Source organism: Kosakonia beeri (assembly GCF_054165705.1).
Map to the genome: position 1 here is coordinate 1289906 of NZ_CM135106.1, position 16567 is coordinate 1306472.

The window sequence follows — 16567 nt, forward strand, 5'->3', positions numbered from 1 at the left end:
CTTAGGTTAAATTCCAGCAGCTGTTAAATCCCTGATGCCTTACGCCCATCCTGAGAGAACGTTTCTGAACTGATTTCGCAACTGCTCCTGCGCGCTAACGTCGCATCAGAGCAACGCTATGAAAATGAAACCCTGGGCGTGGTTTGACCGCTCCCGTATTCCGACGAATACCTCCGGACGCGTTATGTTTCCGGCGAACGATCCTGCCGGTGAAAACACTCCACAGCCAGAACTCTTTTCGACCGTACAGATGGAACGCTATGGTCAGAAGCTGGCACGCACGCATAAATTATCGCCGGATAAACCCGCTTACTACCTTCTGAAACGGCTCAGCGACAATGAAACTGTTATCACGCAAAACTGTTACGAGCTCAATGCCGGAAAAAAAACGAGCATTATGCCCGCCGGGGAATGGCTGCTGGACAATTACTACCTGATTGAAGAACAAATCCGCACTGTCCGCCAGCACTTGCCGAAAAGCTTCGGTAAAGGTCTTCCATCGCTGATGTCACCACTGAATTGCCCACGAATTTACAATATTGCATCTGAGGCCATTGCTCACGGTGATGGCCGCTGGGATACCTCCAGCCTGACAAGCTATCTCACAGCCTATCAACAGGTGACACCGTTGACATTGGGTGAAGTCTGGGCCTTACCGGGTATGCTGCGCCTGGCGCTGATTGAAAATCTTCGGCGTATCAGTATGGAAGTGATAAAAGCTCAACAGGACAGAAACCTGGCAGATACGTGGATAACAAGGATTTTCGAATGTGCGGAGAACAAGCCTGGTGATTTAATCATGGTGGTTGCCGATATGGCGCGCTCCCGTCCTCCGTTAACCAGTGCGTTTGTCGCTGAGCTGGTGAGGCGCCTGCAAGGACATGGTAACACGCTGTCGTTACCTCTTACCTGGGTTGATCAGTGCCTCCGGGAACAAGGGCGCACCACTGATTTTCTCATACATGGCTTCAATCAACAGCTTGCCGCCAGCCAGCTATCTGTTAGTAACAGCATCGCGGGTCTGCGATTACTGAGCGAAACGGACTGGGCTGATTTCGCCGAAACGATAAGCGTCGTCGAACAGGCATTACGCAATGATCCTGCAGGTATCTATTCCCGGATGCACTTCAATACCCGGGATCATTACCGCCACGTTGTTGAGCTCCTGTCCAGGGATAGTGGTCTCAGTGAGCCTGAGGTTGCTGAGAGAGTACTGGCACTTTCAGGGGGTAAGGCTTCCGACGAACAGGAACATCACGTAGGGTATTATCTCGCGGGTGAGGGGCGACAGGAGCTGGAGATTCATCTGTTGGCAAACACCTCCTGGCTCATACGTTTGCGCCACAGTTTCAACCGAGTAACCCTGCTGTCATGGCTTGGAAGTCTTGCGTTGTTGACCACCGCAACAACAGCGGCAATATTGCACGAAACTGCCCTGCAGGGTGCAGACTGGCTGCTGATCCCGATAACATTGCCTCTAATTATTGCTCTCACTCAGTTAATGAGTGATTTACTTAGTGACGCAACAACCCGTTTTCGCGTTCCTCGTCCATTGCCAGGCATGGACTTTTCAACCGGCATTCCCGCTGACAGTGCAACCATGATCGTCATCCCTTGCATGCTGACCAGCCACGACAGTTTCAGCAAATTCCTCACCAGTCTGGAAGTCTGCTGGCTGGGGAATGAAAACGAAAATCTCAGGTTTGCTCTGCTCACCGATTTCTCTGATTCTGAGAATGAACCCTCACCGGAAAGTAATGCTCTGCTCAGACAGGCTATTGTCGATACGCAGGCACTTAATCGCCGTTATCCCTCCAACCGCCCACGTTTTTATTTGTTACACCGCCAGCCTGAATGGAACCCCGCAGAAGGAACGTGGATGGGTTATGAACGCAAGCGGGGAAAACTGGCACTGCTGAATAGCTGGTTGCGCCATCCGGGGACACAATTCGTCAGCGTTGCCGATATGCCTGCTCAGCTTTTACCGGGTCATATTAAATACGTCATTACTCTGGACAGTGATACGGTGCTGCCACGCGATACGGCGCACAAACTGGTCGCAACGATGGCGCATCCGCTGAATACGCCAGAGTATGATCCTGCAAGTCAGAGGGTTGTCAAAGGATTCGGCATTCTGCAACCCGGCCTTGCAGAGGAGATACCTCTTAACGGTCAGGGACGTTACGCCGCCATGCGCAGCGGCATACCGGGCACTAATCCCTATTCGATGATGTCTTCGGATATCTATCAGGATCTCTTTGGGGAAGGATCGTTCGTCGGTAAAGGGATTTATGATGTCGATATCTTTGTACAGGCCACTGCCAACACTTGCCCGGAAAATCTGGTTCTCAGCCATGACTTACTTGAAGGGTGCTATGCACGATCGGGGCTACTAAGTGAGGTCTTACTTTACGAACAGTACCCCAATAATTACCTTTCGGACGTCGCGCGTCGTTCACGTTGGATCCGGGGCGACTGGCAATTGCTTAACTGGCTGAAGCCACACGTCAGAAAAACTGATGGAACCCGGGACAAGAACCCGCTGTCCACTCTTTCTTACTGGAAATTACTCGATAATTTGCGTCGCAGTCTGGTCGCCCCTTCTTTACTGGTATTGCTGTTCTTTTCCCTGATTTGGGTACCCAATCCATTTTACTGGCTTGGCGTACTGGCACTGATATGGCTGTTACCTACCATCCTCAGCATCGTCCACAACTTTCTGCATAAGCCTCTGCGTCGTCGCCTGAGGCCGTATCTGTTACTGGTGGGGGCAGGCGCGCTGAAGCGTTTGTCAGGCGTCGGCCTTAATTTTGCGATACTGCCGCATGAAGCCGGATATTCGCTCAAGGCGATTGCCGTGACGCTATGGCGACTGGGAGTCAGCAGGCGTCACCTCAGCCAGTGGGTCAGTCACAGTCTGGACAGCAATCAGGACAAACCCTCTGTTGCACGTTTTTATCAGGCGATGTGGCTGAATGTTGCATGTGGCGTGACGCTTACAATACTGACTGGACAATTTGCACCGCCACTACTGTCGATTGCCTTGTCGATCGGTTTGTTATGGTGTCTGGCACCGCTGCTGATGAGCTGGTTGAGTCGCCAGCCTGTGCACAAGGTGTTTTCGCCAAATAAGGAACAAATACAGCTGTTACGCCAGACAAGCCGTGAAATCTGGTCATTTTTTGAGACCTTTGCCACAGAAAAAGAAAACTGGCTTCCGCCTGATAACTACCAGGAAATACCGCAACCGACGGTGGCCCATCGTACTTCTCCTACCAATATTGGCCTTTCCCTTATGGCTAACCTGACAGCCTGGGACTTTGGCTACCTGCCCGGCGGAGAGGTGCTACGACGCGTGTCGCTCACCCTCGACACACTGGATAAAATGGAGCATTACCGGGGCCATCTTTATAACTGGTATGACACCCGTACACTGGCCCCCCTCAGCCCACGCTATGTTTCAAGCGTCGACAGCGGAAACATGGCGGGGCACTTGTTGACACTGCGTGAAGGGCTGTCCGCTATGCGTCATCAGCCCGTTTTAAACACCCAACGGATACTGGCTGGATTGAACGATACGCTGGATATTCTGGAAAAACAGTGGGGTCAGAACCCGCCTGATAGCCTGCGGCTGCTACGCAAACATTGGCTGAGTGCGGTGTCGCTACCTCCGCAGGCGTTTTTCAGCGAGCTGAAAAGAATGCGTACCCAGTGCAACCATTTGACAACGCACTGTCATCAGGGGTCTCCCCTTCAGATGCGCTGGTCAGGGCATCTGGAGCATCAACTGGTTCAGCTTTGCCATGAGTGGTCGCTGCTGCTTGGCTGGCTACCTGCCTCCAGGAACGAACAGCCGCTGCCGACGCTGAGCGAGCTTGCCCGGGCAACATTTTCCGGTAAGGGAACACCTACGGCGTCAGCGGCAGAGCAGGCCCGGATGCGACTGAATATTATCACCGAGCTTGAACAGCGGCTGAATGAGCATGCCCGAATGGATTTCGCCTTTCTGTACAGCGAAGCAACCAGTCTGCTCAGTGTCGGTTATAACTGTGACACGAATACGCCTGATAAGAGCCATTATGATCTGCTGCCCTCTGAAATCCGCCTGACTAGTTTTCTCGCTATTGCGACTAATCAGTTGCCTCTTAAAAGCTGGTACGCGCTGGGGCGGCTGTTTACCACGATTGATAATGAAACGGCCCTGATGTCATGGAGCGGGTCTATGTTTGAATACCTGATGCCGAATCTGGTGATGCCCACCTGGCCAGGCAGTCTGCTTGATGAGATGAGTCAGTCTGCGGTTATGCGCCAGATTCACTGGGGGAAAGAACGCGGGGTACCATGGGGAGTTTCAGAGTCTGGTTATCATGCTTTTGATGTTCAGCGTAATTATCAATATCAGGCATTTGGCGTACCGGGGCTCGGTCTGCGCAGGGGACTTGCGGATGACATGGTTGTCGCCCCGTACGCCACACTGCTGGCGCTGATAGTCTCACCACAGAGAGCCTGTGAGAATCTGTTCAGACTGCAAAAAAATGGCGCCCATGGAGAATACGGTTTTTACGAAGCGCTGGACTATACCCCCTCACGCCTCGCAACCGGTCAGCTCTATGCGGTGGTGCAGTCATGGATGGCACATCACCAGGGCATGGCTTTTCAGGCGCTGGCCCATGTGCTGCTTGGTGCCCCCATGGCTGAGCGATTCATGTCCAGTACAGTTTTCCGGTCAGCGAGTCTGCTCTTACAGGAACGCGTGCCGGATGCGGTCGATCTCTATAGCCCGCGGCGTCATTTTGAATCTCATGAGGGCAGAATGAAACCCGTTCGCTATGAACCCCGGATTTTCAATGGGGTAGACACACCAGCCCCGGATATTCAGTTGCTGTCTAACAGCCATTATCATCTGATGTTGACAGCGGGAGGGGGAGGTTACAGTCGCTGGAATAATATTGCTCTTACGCGCTGGCGCAGTGATACTACGCGCGATAACTGGGGAACATTCTGCTATATCCGCGATATGCAGACGGGCGACGTGTGGAGCAATACCTGGCAGCCGACATGCAATGCCAGCGAACACGACGAGGAAGTGATCTTCACCGATGCGAGCGCTGAATTCAGACGTACCTTCGCTGGACTCAGCGTCAAAACTCAGGTTGTGATCTCCCCTGAGGATGATATTGAGCTGCGACGGCTCACACTGATTCATCGTGGTCGCCAGCCCCGATCCCTGGAGCTGACAACCTATGCCGAAGTGGTACTGGCACCTGATGCCAGCGATCAGGCACACCCGGCATTCAGCAATTTGTTTATTCAGACTGAGCTGAATCCTGAACGTGACGCTATTCTTTGCCACCGGCGCCCGCGCTCACCGGATGAATCGAGTCCCTGCCTGTTTCATATGATGGTGGTGCATGGCGATAACCGTCATAACGTCTCGTTTGAAACGGACAGGGCAAAATTTCTTGGTCGTGGCAGAACTCCCGCTAACGCCCTTGCAATAGAGGGCGGAGGGTCGCTCAGCAACACATCGGGGCCAGTACTGGACCCTATACTGGCGATACGCAACACCATCATTCTGCAGCCGGGGCAGCCGGTCACGATTGATATCATTTATGGTATCAGCGATAACCGCCAGCAGAGTCTGGAGTTGCTGGAGAAATATCGCGACTACCCTATTGCTGATCGAGTCTTTGAACTGGCCTGGTCTCATAGTCTGGTGGTATTACGCCAGATGAACGCCAGTGAAGATGATGCCACCTTGTTTAATCGTCTCGCCAGCGCAGTGCTTTACCCTGTCCAGGAGCTACGCGCCGAAGGTCGGGTGATCAGCCGAAACCGGCGTGGTCAGTCAGGTCTGTGGGGCTGGGCAATTTCAGGTGATCTGCCGATAGTGCTGCTCATTATTACCAGCGAGGAAAGTATCGCCTCCGTTACCACACTGATTCAGGCACACCGGTACTGGAGACAGAAAGGACTGGATGTTGATTTAGTGATCATGAATAACAGCCCCGGGGGCTACCAGCAGGAATTACAAAATCAGATTATGGATTTAATTTATGCCGGGTCTGAGGCCAGTCTGCTGGATAAACCGGGCGGGCTTTTTGTCCGGAATGGCGAGCACCTCTCCGCTGAGGATAAGTTGCTTTTGATGAGCGTGGCCTGTCTTTATCTTGATGACCGCACAGGTGGAATTAATGAGCAGCTTAACCAGCGTATTAATACCCTGAAACCTCCGGTAAGAGCATTCATTCCACATGCTGTGCGGGAGCGTAATCAACATACGGACTGGATTCCCGACATCAGTCAGTTATGCCATTTCAATGGGTACGGTGGATTTTCGCAGGATGGTCGGGAATATCAGATTGTCCTGCGTGAAAATGCGCTGACACCGGCCCCCTGGTCAAACGTACTGGCTAATTCCCATTTTGGCAGCGTGATTTCAGAGGCGGGACAGGCTTACACCTGGTATGAGAATGCACATGAATACCGGTTAACACCGTGGGAGAACGATCCGGTGAGCGATCGCAGCGGCGAGGCGTTTTATCTGCGCGATGAAGAGAGCGGTGAGTGTTGGTCACCGACGGCTTTGCCTGTTCGCGGACACGGTAATTATCTGACTCGTCATGGTTTTGGTTACAGCGTTTTTGCCCATCGTGAGAACGGTATAGACAGCGAGCTGACGGTCCTGGTTGCCGAAGAGGCGCCGGTAAAACTGGCGCTCCTGACGATCAGTAACACTTCGGGACGGACACGTAAACTCTCTGCCACTGGCTATGTTGAGTGGACACTCGGAGAGGCCCGAACGCGTTCAGCTCCTCACATTGTGACACAGGCGGCCAGTATATCTGGCGGCTGCGGGGTACTGGCGAACAATTTTTACGGTGATAACGGTGGTGAGCGTACTGCATTTTTTGCCGTCAGCGGTAATGATTGTTCACTGACAGGCGACCGTCGCGAGTTTATCGGCCGTAATGGTTCTCTGCACGATCCGTCTGCTATGAAATTGCGCAGACTTTCAGGTAAGACGGGAGCAGGGGTGGATCCCTGCGGGGCGGTACAATCGGCGGTCACATTAATTGATGGGGATCAGAGGACATTTATTTTTATCCTCGGCGCAGATGAAAATCACGCACGTGCTCAAGAGAGTCTTGCCCATTATATGAATGAGAATACGGTCCGCCAGGAGCTAAACCGGGTTCACAACCACTGGCACAATGTGCTCGATAAAATCGTGGTTAACACCCCCGACACTTCCGTAAATTTACTGGTTAATGGCTGGCTAATGTATCAGACAGTCGCCTGTCGCCTTATGGCCCGCAGTGGTTACTATCAGTCTGGCGGTGCATTTGGTTTTCGCGATCAGTTGCAGGATACACTGGCACTGAGTCATGCCGATCCGAACCGAATGCGTGAACAGATAATACTTTGTGCATCACGGCAATTTATTGAGGGAGATGTGCAACACTGGTGGCACCCGCCACATGGCAACGGTGTTCGTACCCGCTGTTCTGATGACTACCTGTGGCTTCCACTTGCCGTTTGCCACTATGTGGAAACGACGGGGGATAAGGATGTTCTGGAAATACGTATCCCTTATCTGGAGGGGCGTCCGCTTCTGCCAGGTGAAGAGTCTGTCTATGACACACCGATCATCAGCGATACCGAAGAGACTCTCTGGTTCCACTGCGTCAAAGCGATTCAATATGGTCTGCGGTTCGGAGAGCATGGCCTGCCTCTGATGGGGGCAGGCGACTGGAATGACGGGATGAACCGGGTTGGTATTGAAGGTAAAGGTGAAAGCGTCTGGCTGGGCTTTTTCCTGTACGACATTTTGCAGCGGTTTGCAGCCCTGGCGGAGCGCAGGGAGGATGACACTGTCGCCTCGATATATCGTTCACAGGCCCTGCGCCTGCAAAACAATCTCGAAGCCCACGCCTGGGATGGCGAATGGTACCGGCGCGGGTATTTTGACGATGGTACTCCCCTGGGGTCGAAAGCTTCGCAGGACTGCCGGATTGATGCGATTGCACAGAGCTGGTCTGTATTGTCCGGGGCCGCAAGCCCGGTCCGCTACACACAGGCCATGCAGGCGCTGGATAAGCACCTTGTAGATAACGAAGGAGGATTAATAAAACTGTTAATCCCCCCTTTCGATGGGCATGGTTCTAACCCGGGTTACATTCAGGGATATCTGCCTGGTGTTCGGGAGAACGGAGGGCAGTATACACATGGTGCCATCTGGGCAGTAATGGCATTTGCCCGAATGGGGAATACAGAACGCGCCTGGCAACTCTGGTCAATGCTCAACCCGATCAATCACACGTTGGATGCAGAAGGAGTTGCGGTCTATAAAGCAGAACCCTACGTTATGAGTGCTGATGTCTATAGCGTTGCTCCCCATACCGGACGAGCAGGCTGGAGCTGGTATACCGGTTCCGCAGGCTGGGCCTGGCGTCTTCTGACCGAGGAATTACTGGGAATAAAACGATCCGGTACCGCCTTCACTGTCCATGCTCGGTTGCCGGAGGAGTGGTCATCTTTTGCTATGACATACCAATATGGCGAAAGCCATTATCAGATTAATATTTCGCGCGGTGACGGAGTATATCGGGTCACTCTGGATGGTCACAGTCTGCCTGATGACAGAATTCCTCTGCTGGATGACGGACAAAACCATACAGTGGAAATCATTCAGAACTGACGCGGAATTAAAATGCGCATTAACGCCTGCCGTTAATGCGCTGATTATCCCTGAGAACATCAATCGCGGTCTGCATGGCAACTTTGTCATCCCGTCTTTTTTGCTTGCCCTGCATCACCTGTAAATATTCAAGCAACGTACGGGTGTTAATCGGCCTGCCCTGTTTGCCCACAGCCAGCAGGGCTTCACCAAGGATCATTTTCACTGGCGGCAACTGTGCCGGGTACCAATCAAGTGTATCATCAGATTTCATCATAAATTTCTCATGGAAGGGTATTGTATCATAAAACAGAGATTCAATTTATGATTCAGTTATCAATGGTCGGAATTCAATACAGTCATTTTTATAAAAACACATAATAACTATTATAGTTTACAGACACTCATTTCTTATACGCAAGAACTCAGCCATTTTAAAGAAAAACCTGTTCATGTTGCCTGCCAGACATACACACAGGGCCGCTCAGACAGTGTGGAAATTACGAAAAGAATCGGTTCTGGAATGCCCTGAATGTAATTATGTAGTGCACCAGAATGTTAGTGCATCGGCAGTTGATCAGTCCTTGTAACCGAACGTGACAATACAGGAAGATCAAAAGATTTCTTTTTACTGCAGTTGAAGACGACAGGATAATGAAATGAAACCTCCAGTACTTGTTGAGCAAAATGTCCCTTAGAGTCGCCATCACAGGTAGGTCAACCTTTCTTTATTCACAGAATTCGATTTAATAATGACAAATATGCAATCGCCCCGGAAATTTCTGGGATTTCTTCAAACAAGGCGAGGTTCTCTAGAAAAATGATAGCTAATTTCCCAAAATTCGTTTTCACCCTATTGAATGTGTTGAGAATGACAAACCAACAAGATAATTTGTTGGACGTTAATAATAAAAATATTAATTTTTCGTCAAAAATCATTGGATTAAAAATTTCGCGCAATCTTCCGAATCTCTTAAGAGTAGCGAAAAATTATTTTATTGAATTTAATCCCCCTTAAGCTGTCTAAAAAGATGTGTATCGCTAAAGACGAATTTCTCATTTTTTCCTTATGCGTTACCACCTTCAATTGCCTTAAGGAAAAACCATGTCACAACCATTTACTCACCATTTACTTCATCCACGCTACTGGCTTATATGGACTGGTTTGGGCCTGCTATGGATTATCGTTCAACTTCCTTATCCAATATTACATGTGCTGGGATCTGGTCTTGGAAAAATATCCAGACCCTTTCTGAAACGTCGGGAAGGTATTGCGGTCAGAAATATTGAACTCTGCTTTCCTGAGATGACACCGTTTGTCCGAAGCCAGATGGTTAGTAAAAACTTTGTTTCTCTTGGGCTGGGACTGATTGAAACGGGTATGGCCTGGTTCTGGAGTGATGCAAGAGTCAAAAAATGGTTTGATGTCGAAGGAATTGAAAACCTGACAAATGCAACCAGAGGGGTAATGGTTGTCGGGATTCATTTCATGTCTCTTGAATTATGCGGAAGAGTAATGGGGTTATGTCACCCTATGATGGCGACTTATCGCCCGCACAATAATCCATTGATGGAATGGGTTCAGACAAAAGGACGTATGCGCTCAAATAAGGCAATGATTAATCGACGTAATTTATCTGGCTTTGTTCATGCACTTAAGGCCGGTGAAGCTGTGTGGTTTGCACCTGATCAGGATTATGGGCCTAAGGGTAGCGTTTTCGCTCCCTTTTTCTCCGTAAAAAAAGCAGCCACGACGAATGGAACGTATGCACTGTCAAAACTTGCTTGCGCAGATTTGATCACTCTTAGCATGATCCGACGGAGCGATAAAAAAGGTTATCAGATGTATGTCAGTAATCCTTTACCAGGGTATCCCGAGGGAGACGAGATCGTCGCAGCTGGTTACATGAATAAGATCATCGAAAATGAAATCCTCCGCGCCCCAGAACAATACCTGTGGATGCATCGCCGGTTTAAAACCCGTCCGGAAGGAGAGGCTTCTTTATACGAATAAAAACATCAACTGACTTTTATATATTACTTTTTATTGTCAATGAAATCATTTGTGAAGCCTAAGATGATCAGTTATCCGGCCTGTTTCATATGGGTTATGGCATAATTATCAGTCATGACTCCCCACCTAACCAATTTGGCGTTTATATGTCCGCTGATCGTTCATAGCAGCCAGTCAAGTCCTGTTTTTTACACTCAAAAATAGTACCAGAGTGTGGACGTTATGCACTTTCTTCCAATTATTGCCGATACCCGCTTTATACAAAACTCTCCCAGCTCAGGGAGCGTTTTGGGCCAGTTTTTTTGTCAGAATATGTTCACACTGGCCTGTCCGTTATAACCCTCAACGCCGTTCACGCTGACACTGGGGGTATATCCACCCTGAATACCCTGAGTCACATTCTCCTGAGTCTGGGCTGATACACTGGCCACTAACTCAGCCGAGGTACCGTCCTGTGACGGACTGAACGTGACACTATTCCCCGGGGTTGCCGTACCCATATTCAGGTTACCCTGTGAGCTGAACGTCCGAACCACCGACGGACCTATCCACTAGCTTACCGGCAGTTCACTGACGCTATGCTTCATATCGCGCTCATGGCCCGGAAGTGTGGATGAGCCCTGACCTAAAGCCATTTCAGACTGGTTACCAAAATGCAGAGCGGCATGGACATGCAGCACGCTACCGTGACCAAAATCAACATAACCGCCATCATCATCGCCGTTGAGCATGTTATCGCTAATACCGCTGAAGAACCTCTCATATGCGTATGACTTAATGGCAGCTATCAAAATCCCAAACTAATTTGGGGGCTTTAACTGCATGCAACTCAGTAAGAAAAAATTCATTTCTCCGTGCAACATTAATCCTTACGGAGAAGACGTGTGCGGCACACATTCAGAATTTCATCAGCAAGAGCGGAATTATCCGGGCAGGCTCGGGAGAGCACCAGGGCACCGACAAGATGCGCCATGGTATCGAGCAGGTCTGCACGCGTTTCATGTTCATTTTCTAAAACTGCCAACTGACGTTCAATTCCGGCCGCAAACGTCTCCCTGATTGATTCAGACTGCCGGGCTGTATCAGCACCAAGTGCCGACATCACGCAGCCCTTTCCCATATCATCACGATGGGGTCGGGAGAGGTAGTATTCAATAAATTTTTCCCGGTCCACACCTGCCGTGCTTTCTGCAGAACGCGTAAAACCGCAGTTCATTGCCTCCGCCATCAGATCAGCCTTAGAGCCAAAGTGCTTATAGAAACCGCCGTGGGTTAACCCTGCCGCTGACATCAGCTCCGCCACGCCCACGCCGTCAAAACCGCGTTCACGAAAAAGTTCGGAGGCCGTTTCTACAATGCGAGTCCGGTTTTCCCGAACCTGCTCTTTTGACACTTTCATGCTTTGCTACCCCTCTCAAAAATAGGGTCTAAGTATACATTGATGATGATCATAATCAAACCAGTTGACTTTATAGATTATGATCATCATCATTAAATTGACCGTTGACCCACCACTTAGCAAGAGAATAAACATGACGACATTATTTCAACCTTATGATCTCGGGCCAATCACACTTGCCAATCATATCGTGATGGCACCGCTGACCCGTAACCGGGCCGGAACCGGTCTGGTACCCAGCGAACTGGCGGCGACCTACTATGCCCAGCGCGCAACAGCAGGCTTGTTGATTACTGAGGCCACGCAGATCTCCGCACAGGCGCAGGGCTATCAGGATACGCCGGGTATCTATACACAGGCTCAAATCGATGGCTGGCGCAAAGTGACGGATGCGGTGCATGCCAAAGGCGGGCGCATATTTGTACAGTTATGGCACGTGGGACGAATTTCGCATGTCGATTTACAGCCGGGTGGCGCGGCACCAGTCGCCCCGTCCGCCATCCGTGCTGAGACCAAGACCTTTGTGAACAACGGTTTTACGGACGTCTCTGAACCACGTGCGCTCGAGCTGCAGGAAATACCGGGGATTATCGACGATTTCAGAAAAGCTGCCGCCAATTCCATTGTTGCCGGGTTTGACGGCGTTGAGATCCACGGCGCGAATGGGTATCTGCTGGAACAGTTCCTTAAAGACGGCGCTAATCAGCGTACCGATGAGTACGGCGGCTCTGTCGAGAATCGTGCGCGCCTGCTGTTAGAAGTCACTGCTGCCGTCATAGATGAGATCGGTGCCGATCGCACTGGTGTGCGCATTTCACCGGTCTCTCCTGCTAATGCGATTTCATGCAGTGACCCGCAACCTCAATATGACTACCTCGCTGAGCAACTCGATGCATTAGGCATTGTTTATCTCCATGTGGTTGAAGGTGCTACAGGCGGCCCGCGTGATGTAGCACCCTTCGATTACAACTCATTGCGTCGACGCTTTAAAAACACCTGGATCGGCAACAATGGCTATGACCTGGCGCTGGCGTCCACTCAACTTGCGCAAGGCAAAGCCGATCTGTTCGCGTTTGGTCGCCCGTTCATCTCCAATCCGGATCTGGTCGAAAGACTGAAGACGGGCGCGCCTCTGGCCCCACTCAATCCTGAAACACTTTATGGCGGTGGCGCGCAAGGGTACACCGATTATCCGTCGCTTGCCGAGACCAACAAGTAGATCTGTGGTGTCACGGTTCTACATACATCGCGCAGTGCGAATTCTGTTTACACATTAATAACGAAGATCAACTTATGACTAAAGCTACAGTTCTCATTACAGGCGCATCCACGGGTATTGGTGCTGTTTACGCTGAACGGTTTGCCCGCCGGGGCCACGACCTTGTTCTGGTCGCGCGCGACAAAGCGAAGTTAGAGACACTGGCCGAGCGTCTGCGAAAGGAAAATGCCATTTCTGTCGACGTTCTGCCTGCCGACCTCACGCAAACGAGTGATTTGGCCGTGGTCGAAGCCCGTCTGCGTGAAGACACACGGATTGGCATCCTTATCAATAACGCGGGTATCGCGCAGTCGGGTAGTTTTACAGAGCAGACGCCGGAATCGATAGAAAGCCTTATTGCGCTTAACGTCACCGCCCTGACGAAACTTGCCAGTGCCGTGGCACCACGACTGGTAAAAGCCGGAGAGGGCTCGATCGTTAATATCAGTTCCGTCGTAGGCCTCGCCCCGGAATTTGCCATGACGGTTTACGGCGCAACCAAAGCCTTTGTGCTTTTCCTGTCCCAGGGAATGAATGTGGAGCTGTCGTCTAAGGGCATTTATATCCAGGCGGTGCTCCCTGCCGGCACTTACACGGAAATTTGGGACCGTGCGGGTATCGATATCAGTAACTCAGCAAAATTCATGGAAGTGGGCGAGTTGGTGGATGCCGCACTGGTTGGCTTTGATCGCCGTGAGCTCGTCACCATCCCGCCGTTACATAATGCTGCCCGCTGGGACACCCTCGATGCGTCGCGTCAGGCTCTGCTCTCAGACATCAAACAAGATGAAGCCGCTGAACGATATAAAGCACTGTAGTCAATGAGGTGCACTGTGCAGAGCGGTTTTCCGGCTGTTCTGCACAGAAGTAAACCCGATATCAATCCCTTATAGCGTTTCCTCTCAGCAGCGATGAGAAACCTCAAACACATCATGAAGGCCTTATTCAGCATGACAAAAAAACGAGTAGCGTTGGTTACCGGCGCGTCTTCAGGTATTGGCGAAGCGTCGGCAATTAAACTTTTAGCGGCGGGGTATACGGTATATGGCACAAGCCGGCGTGGCGCCCTGGCGGGAAAGCATCCGTTTCCGTTACTGACGCTTGATGTGACAGACGACGCTTCTGTCGGGGCCGCCATTGAGGAGTTGCTGCGTCTGGAGGGGCGGATCGATCTTCTGGTGAATAATGCAGGCTTTGGGATCGCTCCGGCGGCTGCGGAAGAAAGTTCTGTCGAACAGGCCAGGCAGATGTTCGACACTAACTTTTTGGGCATCGTCAGGTTGACCCGGGCGGTGATCCCTCACATGCGCCGCCAGGGCAGTGGACGCATTATTAACATCGGCTCGATACTCGGGGTCGTTCCGTTTCCGTATGTGGCACTTTATGCGGCCAGTAAGTATGCGGTCGAGGGGTATACGGGGGCACTGGATCATGAATTACGCACGCAGGGTATCCGGGTGTCTGTCATCGAACCGGCTTACATGAAAACACAGTTTGAAGCCAATAATATAGAGCCGGATGCCAGGCTTGAAGAGTATGACCTGATCCGGGCGAAGCTGGCGAAAGTGCTTAGCAAGGCAATGGCCGAAGCGGAAAGCCCGGAGGTGGTGGGTGACGTAGTGGTTAAAGCGGCTCAGACTTTACGTCCGAAGGTGCGCTACACGGCGGGAACGCTGGCCGGTAAATTGAATTTTCTCCGCAGGTTCGCGCCTGCCTCATTCATGGATAAGGTCGTGCGCAAAAGTCTTCAGCTGGATGCGAAGGAGTAAAAATGAAATTTTCTCAACTGGCTGTTCTGACTGCAGTGTTGTTTTTCATCCTGGCCACGGTATGGATGTTTTTCCCGGAACAGCTTTTAACACAGTGGGGAATTGAACCAACGCCGGGTACCCGCGTTATTTGTCGCCGCTCGGCCGCATTTTTTGCAGGAATAAGCGTTATGTGTTTCCTGGCCAGAAATGCCGGGCCTTCCCCGACCCGTTATGCGCTGGCCGCGGGTATCAGCACCATATCGATTATTTCAGCTGTGCTGGGCATCGCTGAATGGCACGAAGGGCATGTCAGCGGACAGATCCTTTTTGCCGTGTTAATCGAGCTGTTTCTGGGCGCCGCCTTTTTACTCAGTAACAGAACCCCTGTGAAAAATGTTACTGGCAAATACCAAAGGATAAAAAACAAATGAAAAGCAGGACGATGAAAGCCTTTACGTTTAAACGCTATGGTAAATCCCCTGACCTGGGATTCGATGACGTGGATTTTCCTTCCCCCGGCGCTGATGAAATCCTGGTGAAGGTACACGCGGTGGGCCTTAACCCGATTGACAACATGATCCCAACCGGAATGTTCAAGCCAGTATTGCATTTTAAACTCCCTGCGACGCTGGGCAGTGATTTGGCCGGGGTCGTCGTTGCAGTGGGGGCTCGTGTGACCCGTTTTATCCCGGGTGACGAAATTTTTGCCAGTATTTTCGATACGGGAACAGGCTCCCTTGCCGAATTTGCACGGGTTCCTGAAAGCGCTGCGGCCCTGAAACCTGCCAATCTGAGTTTCGTCGAGGCGGCTTCGTTGCCGATGGTGAGCCTCACGTCCTGGCAGGCGCTGACAGAACGTGCCGGGCTCAGGCCTGGTCAGAACGTTTTTATACCCGCAGGCTCCGGAGGAATTGGCAGCTTTGCCATCCAGCTGGCGAAGCACCTGGGCGCAAGCGTGGGAACGACAACGAGTACAGAGAATGTCGACTGGGTACGCCGTCTTGGGGCCGATGAGGTGATTGATTATAAAAAGCAGGCGTTCGAAAACGTGCTGAGTGGCTACGATATTGTTCTGGGTACCCTCAGGGGGGATGTGATTGCAAAGTCCACTCAAATTCTTAAACCTGGCGGAAAGATTATTTCTCTCATCGGGCCGTTAGATGTCGCGTTCGCACGGGTCCGGGGATTGAACTTCTTATTGCGTTTTGTGCTCGGGCTGATGAGCCGCAAGATTATACGTCTTACGAAAAAACGGGGCCTGACCTATTCATTTCTCTTTGTTCGACCTGATGGCGCTCAACTAACTCAAATAAGCAAGCTCATTGAAGCGGAACACATTATCCCTGTGATCGACAAGGTATTTCCCTTTGCAGTGACAAAGGATGCTCTTGACTATCTTGCCGGGGGACATGCGAAGGGCAAAGTTGTCGTTACGATACAAGAGTGACAACAACTGCTGCTTGCG

Annotated in this window: 10 protein-coding genes; 7 read left to right on the plus strand and 3 right to left on the minus strand. The window is 51.1% G+C overall.

All coding sequences use genetic code 11. From position 1 onward, the window contains the following. Positions 1-118 precede the first annotated feature (118 nt). Positions 119-8701: a GH36-type glycosyl hydrolase domain-containing protein gene (locus ACUY4S_RS06325; RefSeq protein ID WP_458022218.1), complete on the plus strand. Its 8583-nt coding sequence runs from the start codon at positions 119-121 to the stop codon at positions 8699-8701. Positions 8702-8720: 19 nt separating this feature from the next. Here ACUY4S_RS06325 and ACUY4S_RS06330 read toward each other — a convergent pair whose 3' ends face one another. Further along, complete coding sequence (locus ACUY4S_RS06330; RefSeq protein WP_045514395.1) at positions 8721-8954, minus strand: YnaE/YdfK family cold shock protein; 234 nt, start codon at positions 8952-8954, stop codon at positions 8721-8723. An 831-nt stretch (positions 8955-9785) separates the two neighbouring features. Between ACUY4S_RS06330 and lpxP the strand changes: the two genes are divergently transcribed. Then, positions 9786-10694: a kdo(2)-lipid IV(A) palmitoleoyltransferase gene (gene lpxP / locus ACUY4S_RS06335; RefSeq protein ID WP_458022217.1), complete on the plus strand. Its 909-nt coding sequence runs from the start codon at positions 9786-9788 to the stop codon at positions 10692-10694. Between the two features lie 551 nt (positions 10695-11245). On the opposite strand, the gene ACUY4S_RS06340 is transcribed toward lpxP, so the two are convergent. Next, complete coding sequence (locus tag ACUY4S_RS06340) at positions 11246-11425, minus strand: hypothetical protein (protein ID WP_458022215.1); 180 nt, start codon at positions 11423-11425, stop codon at positions 11246-11248. 131 nt (positions 11426-11556) lie between these two features. Beyond that, a complete protein-coding gene (locus ACUY4S_RS06345) occupies positions 11557-12093 on the minus strand; it encodes a TetR/AcrR family transcriptional regulator (RefSeq protein WP_085007563.1) in 537 nt (178 codons plus the stop codon). A gap of 133 nt (positions 12094-12226) precedes the next feature. Between ACUY4S_RS06345 and ACUY4S_RS06350 the strand changes: the two genes are divergently transcribed. From ACUY4S_RS06350 to ACUY4S_RS06370, 5 genes are all read left to right on the plus strand, one after another. Continuing rightward, positions 12227-13312 (plus strand): alkene reductase, encoded by a 1086-nt coding sequence (locus ACUY4S_RS06350; RefSeq protein WP_284454105.1) that lies wholly within the window; start codon positions 12227-12229, stop codon positions 13310-13312. Positions 13313-13386: 74 nt separating this feature from the next. Further along, positions 13387-14169, plus strand: coding sequence for an SDR family NAD(P)-dependent oxidoreductase (locus tag ACUY4S_RS06355; RefSeq protein ID WP_250353896.1), 783 nt, complete (start codon positions 13387-13389; stop codon positions 14167-14169). A 132-nt stretch (positions 14170-14301) separates the two neighbouring features. Further along, positions 14302-15120: an oxidoreductase gene (locus ACUY4S_RS06360; RefSeq protein WP_458022214.1), complete on the plus strand. Its 819-nt coding sequence runs from the start codon at positions 14302-14304 to the stop codon at positions 15118-15120. A 65-nt stretch (positions 15121-15185) separates the two neighbouring features. Beyond that, complete coding sequence (locus ACUY4S_RS06365) at positions 15186-15533, plus strand: hypothetical protein (protein WP_458022213.1); 348 nt, start codon at positions 15186-15188, stop codon at positions 15531-15533. Continuing rightward, a complete protein-coding gene (locus ACUY4S_RS06370; protein ID WP_275875974.1) occupies positions 15530-16549 on the plus strand; it encodes an NADP-dependent oxidoreductase in 1020 nt (339 codons plus the stop codon). Before ACUY4S_RS06365 ends, ACUY4S_RS06370 begins: the two co-directional genes overlap by 4 nt. The last annotated feature ends 18 nt before the right edge of the window (positions 16550-16567 follow it).

Bases quoted from the DNA above. Each gene is read 5' to 3' on its own strand.
- ACUY4S_RS06325 (WP_458022218.1), top strand. From the start codon at position 119: ATGAAAATGAAACCCTGGGCGTGGTTTGACCGCTCCCGTATTCCGACG.
- ACUY4S_RS06330 (WP_045514395.1), bottom strand. From the start codon at position 8,954: ATGAAATCTGATGATACACTTGATTGGTACCCGGCACAGTTGCCGCCA.
- lpxP (WP_458022217.1), top strand. From the start codon at position 9,786: ATGTCACAACCATTTACTCACCATTTACTTCATCCACGCTACTGGCTT.
- ACUY4S_RS06340 (WP_458022215.1), bottom strand. From the start codon at position 11,425: ATGCTCAACGGCGATGATGATGGCGGTTATGTTGATTTTGGTCACGGT.
- ACUY4S_RS06345 (WP_085007563.1), bottom strand. From the start codon at position 12,093: ATGAAAGTGTCAAAAGAGCAGGTTCGGGAAAACCGGACTCGCATTGTA.
- ACUY4S_RS06350 (WP_284454105.1), top strand. From the start codon at position 12,227: ATGACGACATTATTTCAACCTTATGATCTCGGGCCAATCACACTTGCC.
- ACUY4S_RS06355 (WP_250353896.1), top strand. From the start codon at position 13,387: ATGACTAAAGCTACAGTTCTCATTACAGGCGCATCCACGGGTATTGGT.
- ACUY4S_RS06360 (WP_458022214.1), top strand. From the start codon at position 14,302: ATGACAAAAAAACGAGTAGCGTTGGTTACCGGCGCGTCTTCAGGTATT.
- ACUY4S_RS06365 (WP_458022213.1), top strand. From the start codon at position 15,186: ATGTTTTTCCCGGAACAGCTTTTAACACAGTGGGGAATTGAACCAACG.
- ACUY4S_RS06370 (WP_275875974.1), top strand. From the start codon at position 15,530: ATGAAAAGCAGGACGATGAAAGCCTTTACGTTTAAACGCTATGGTAAA.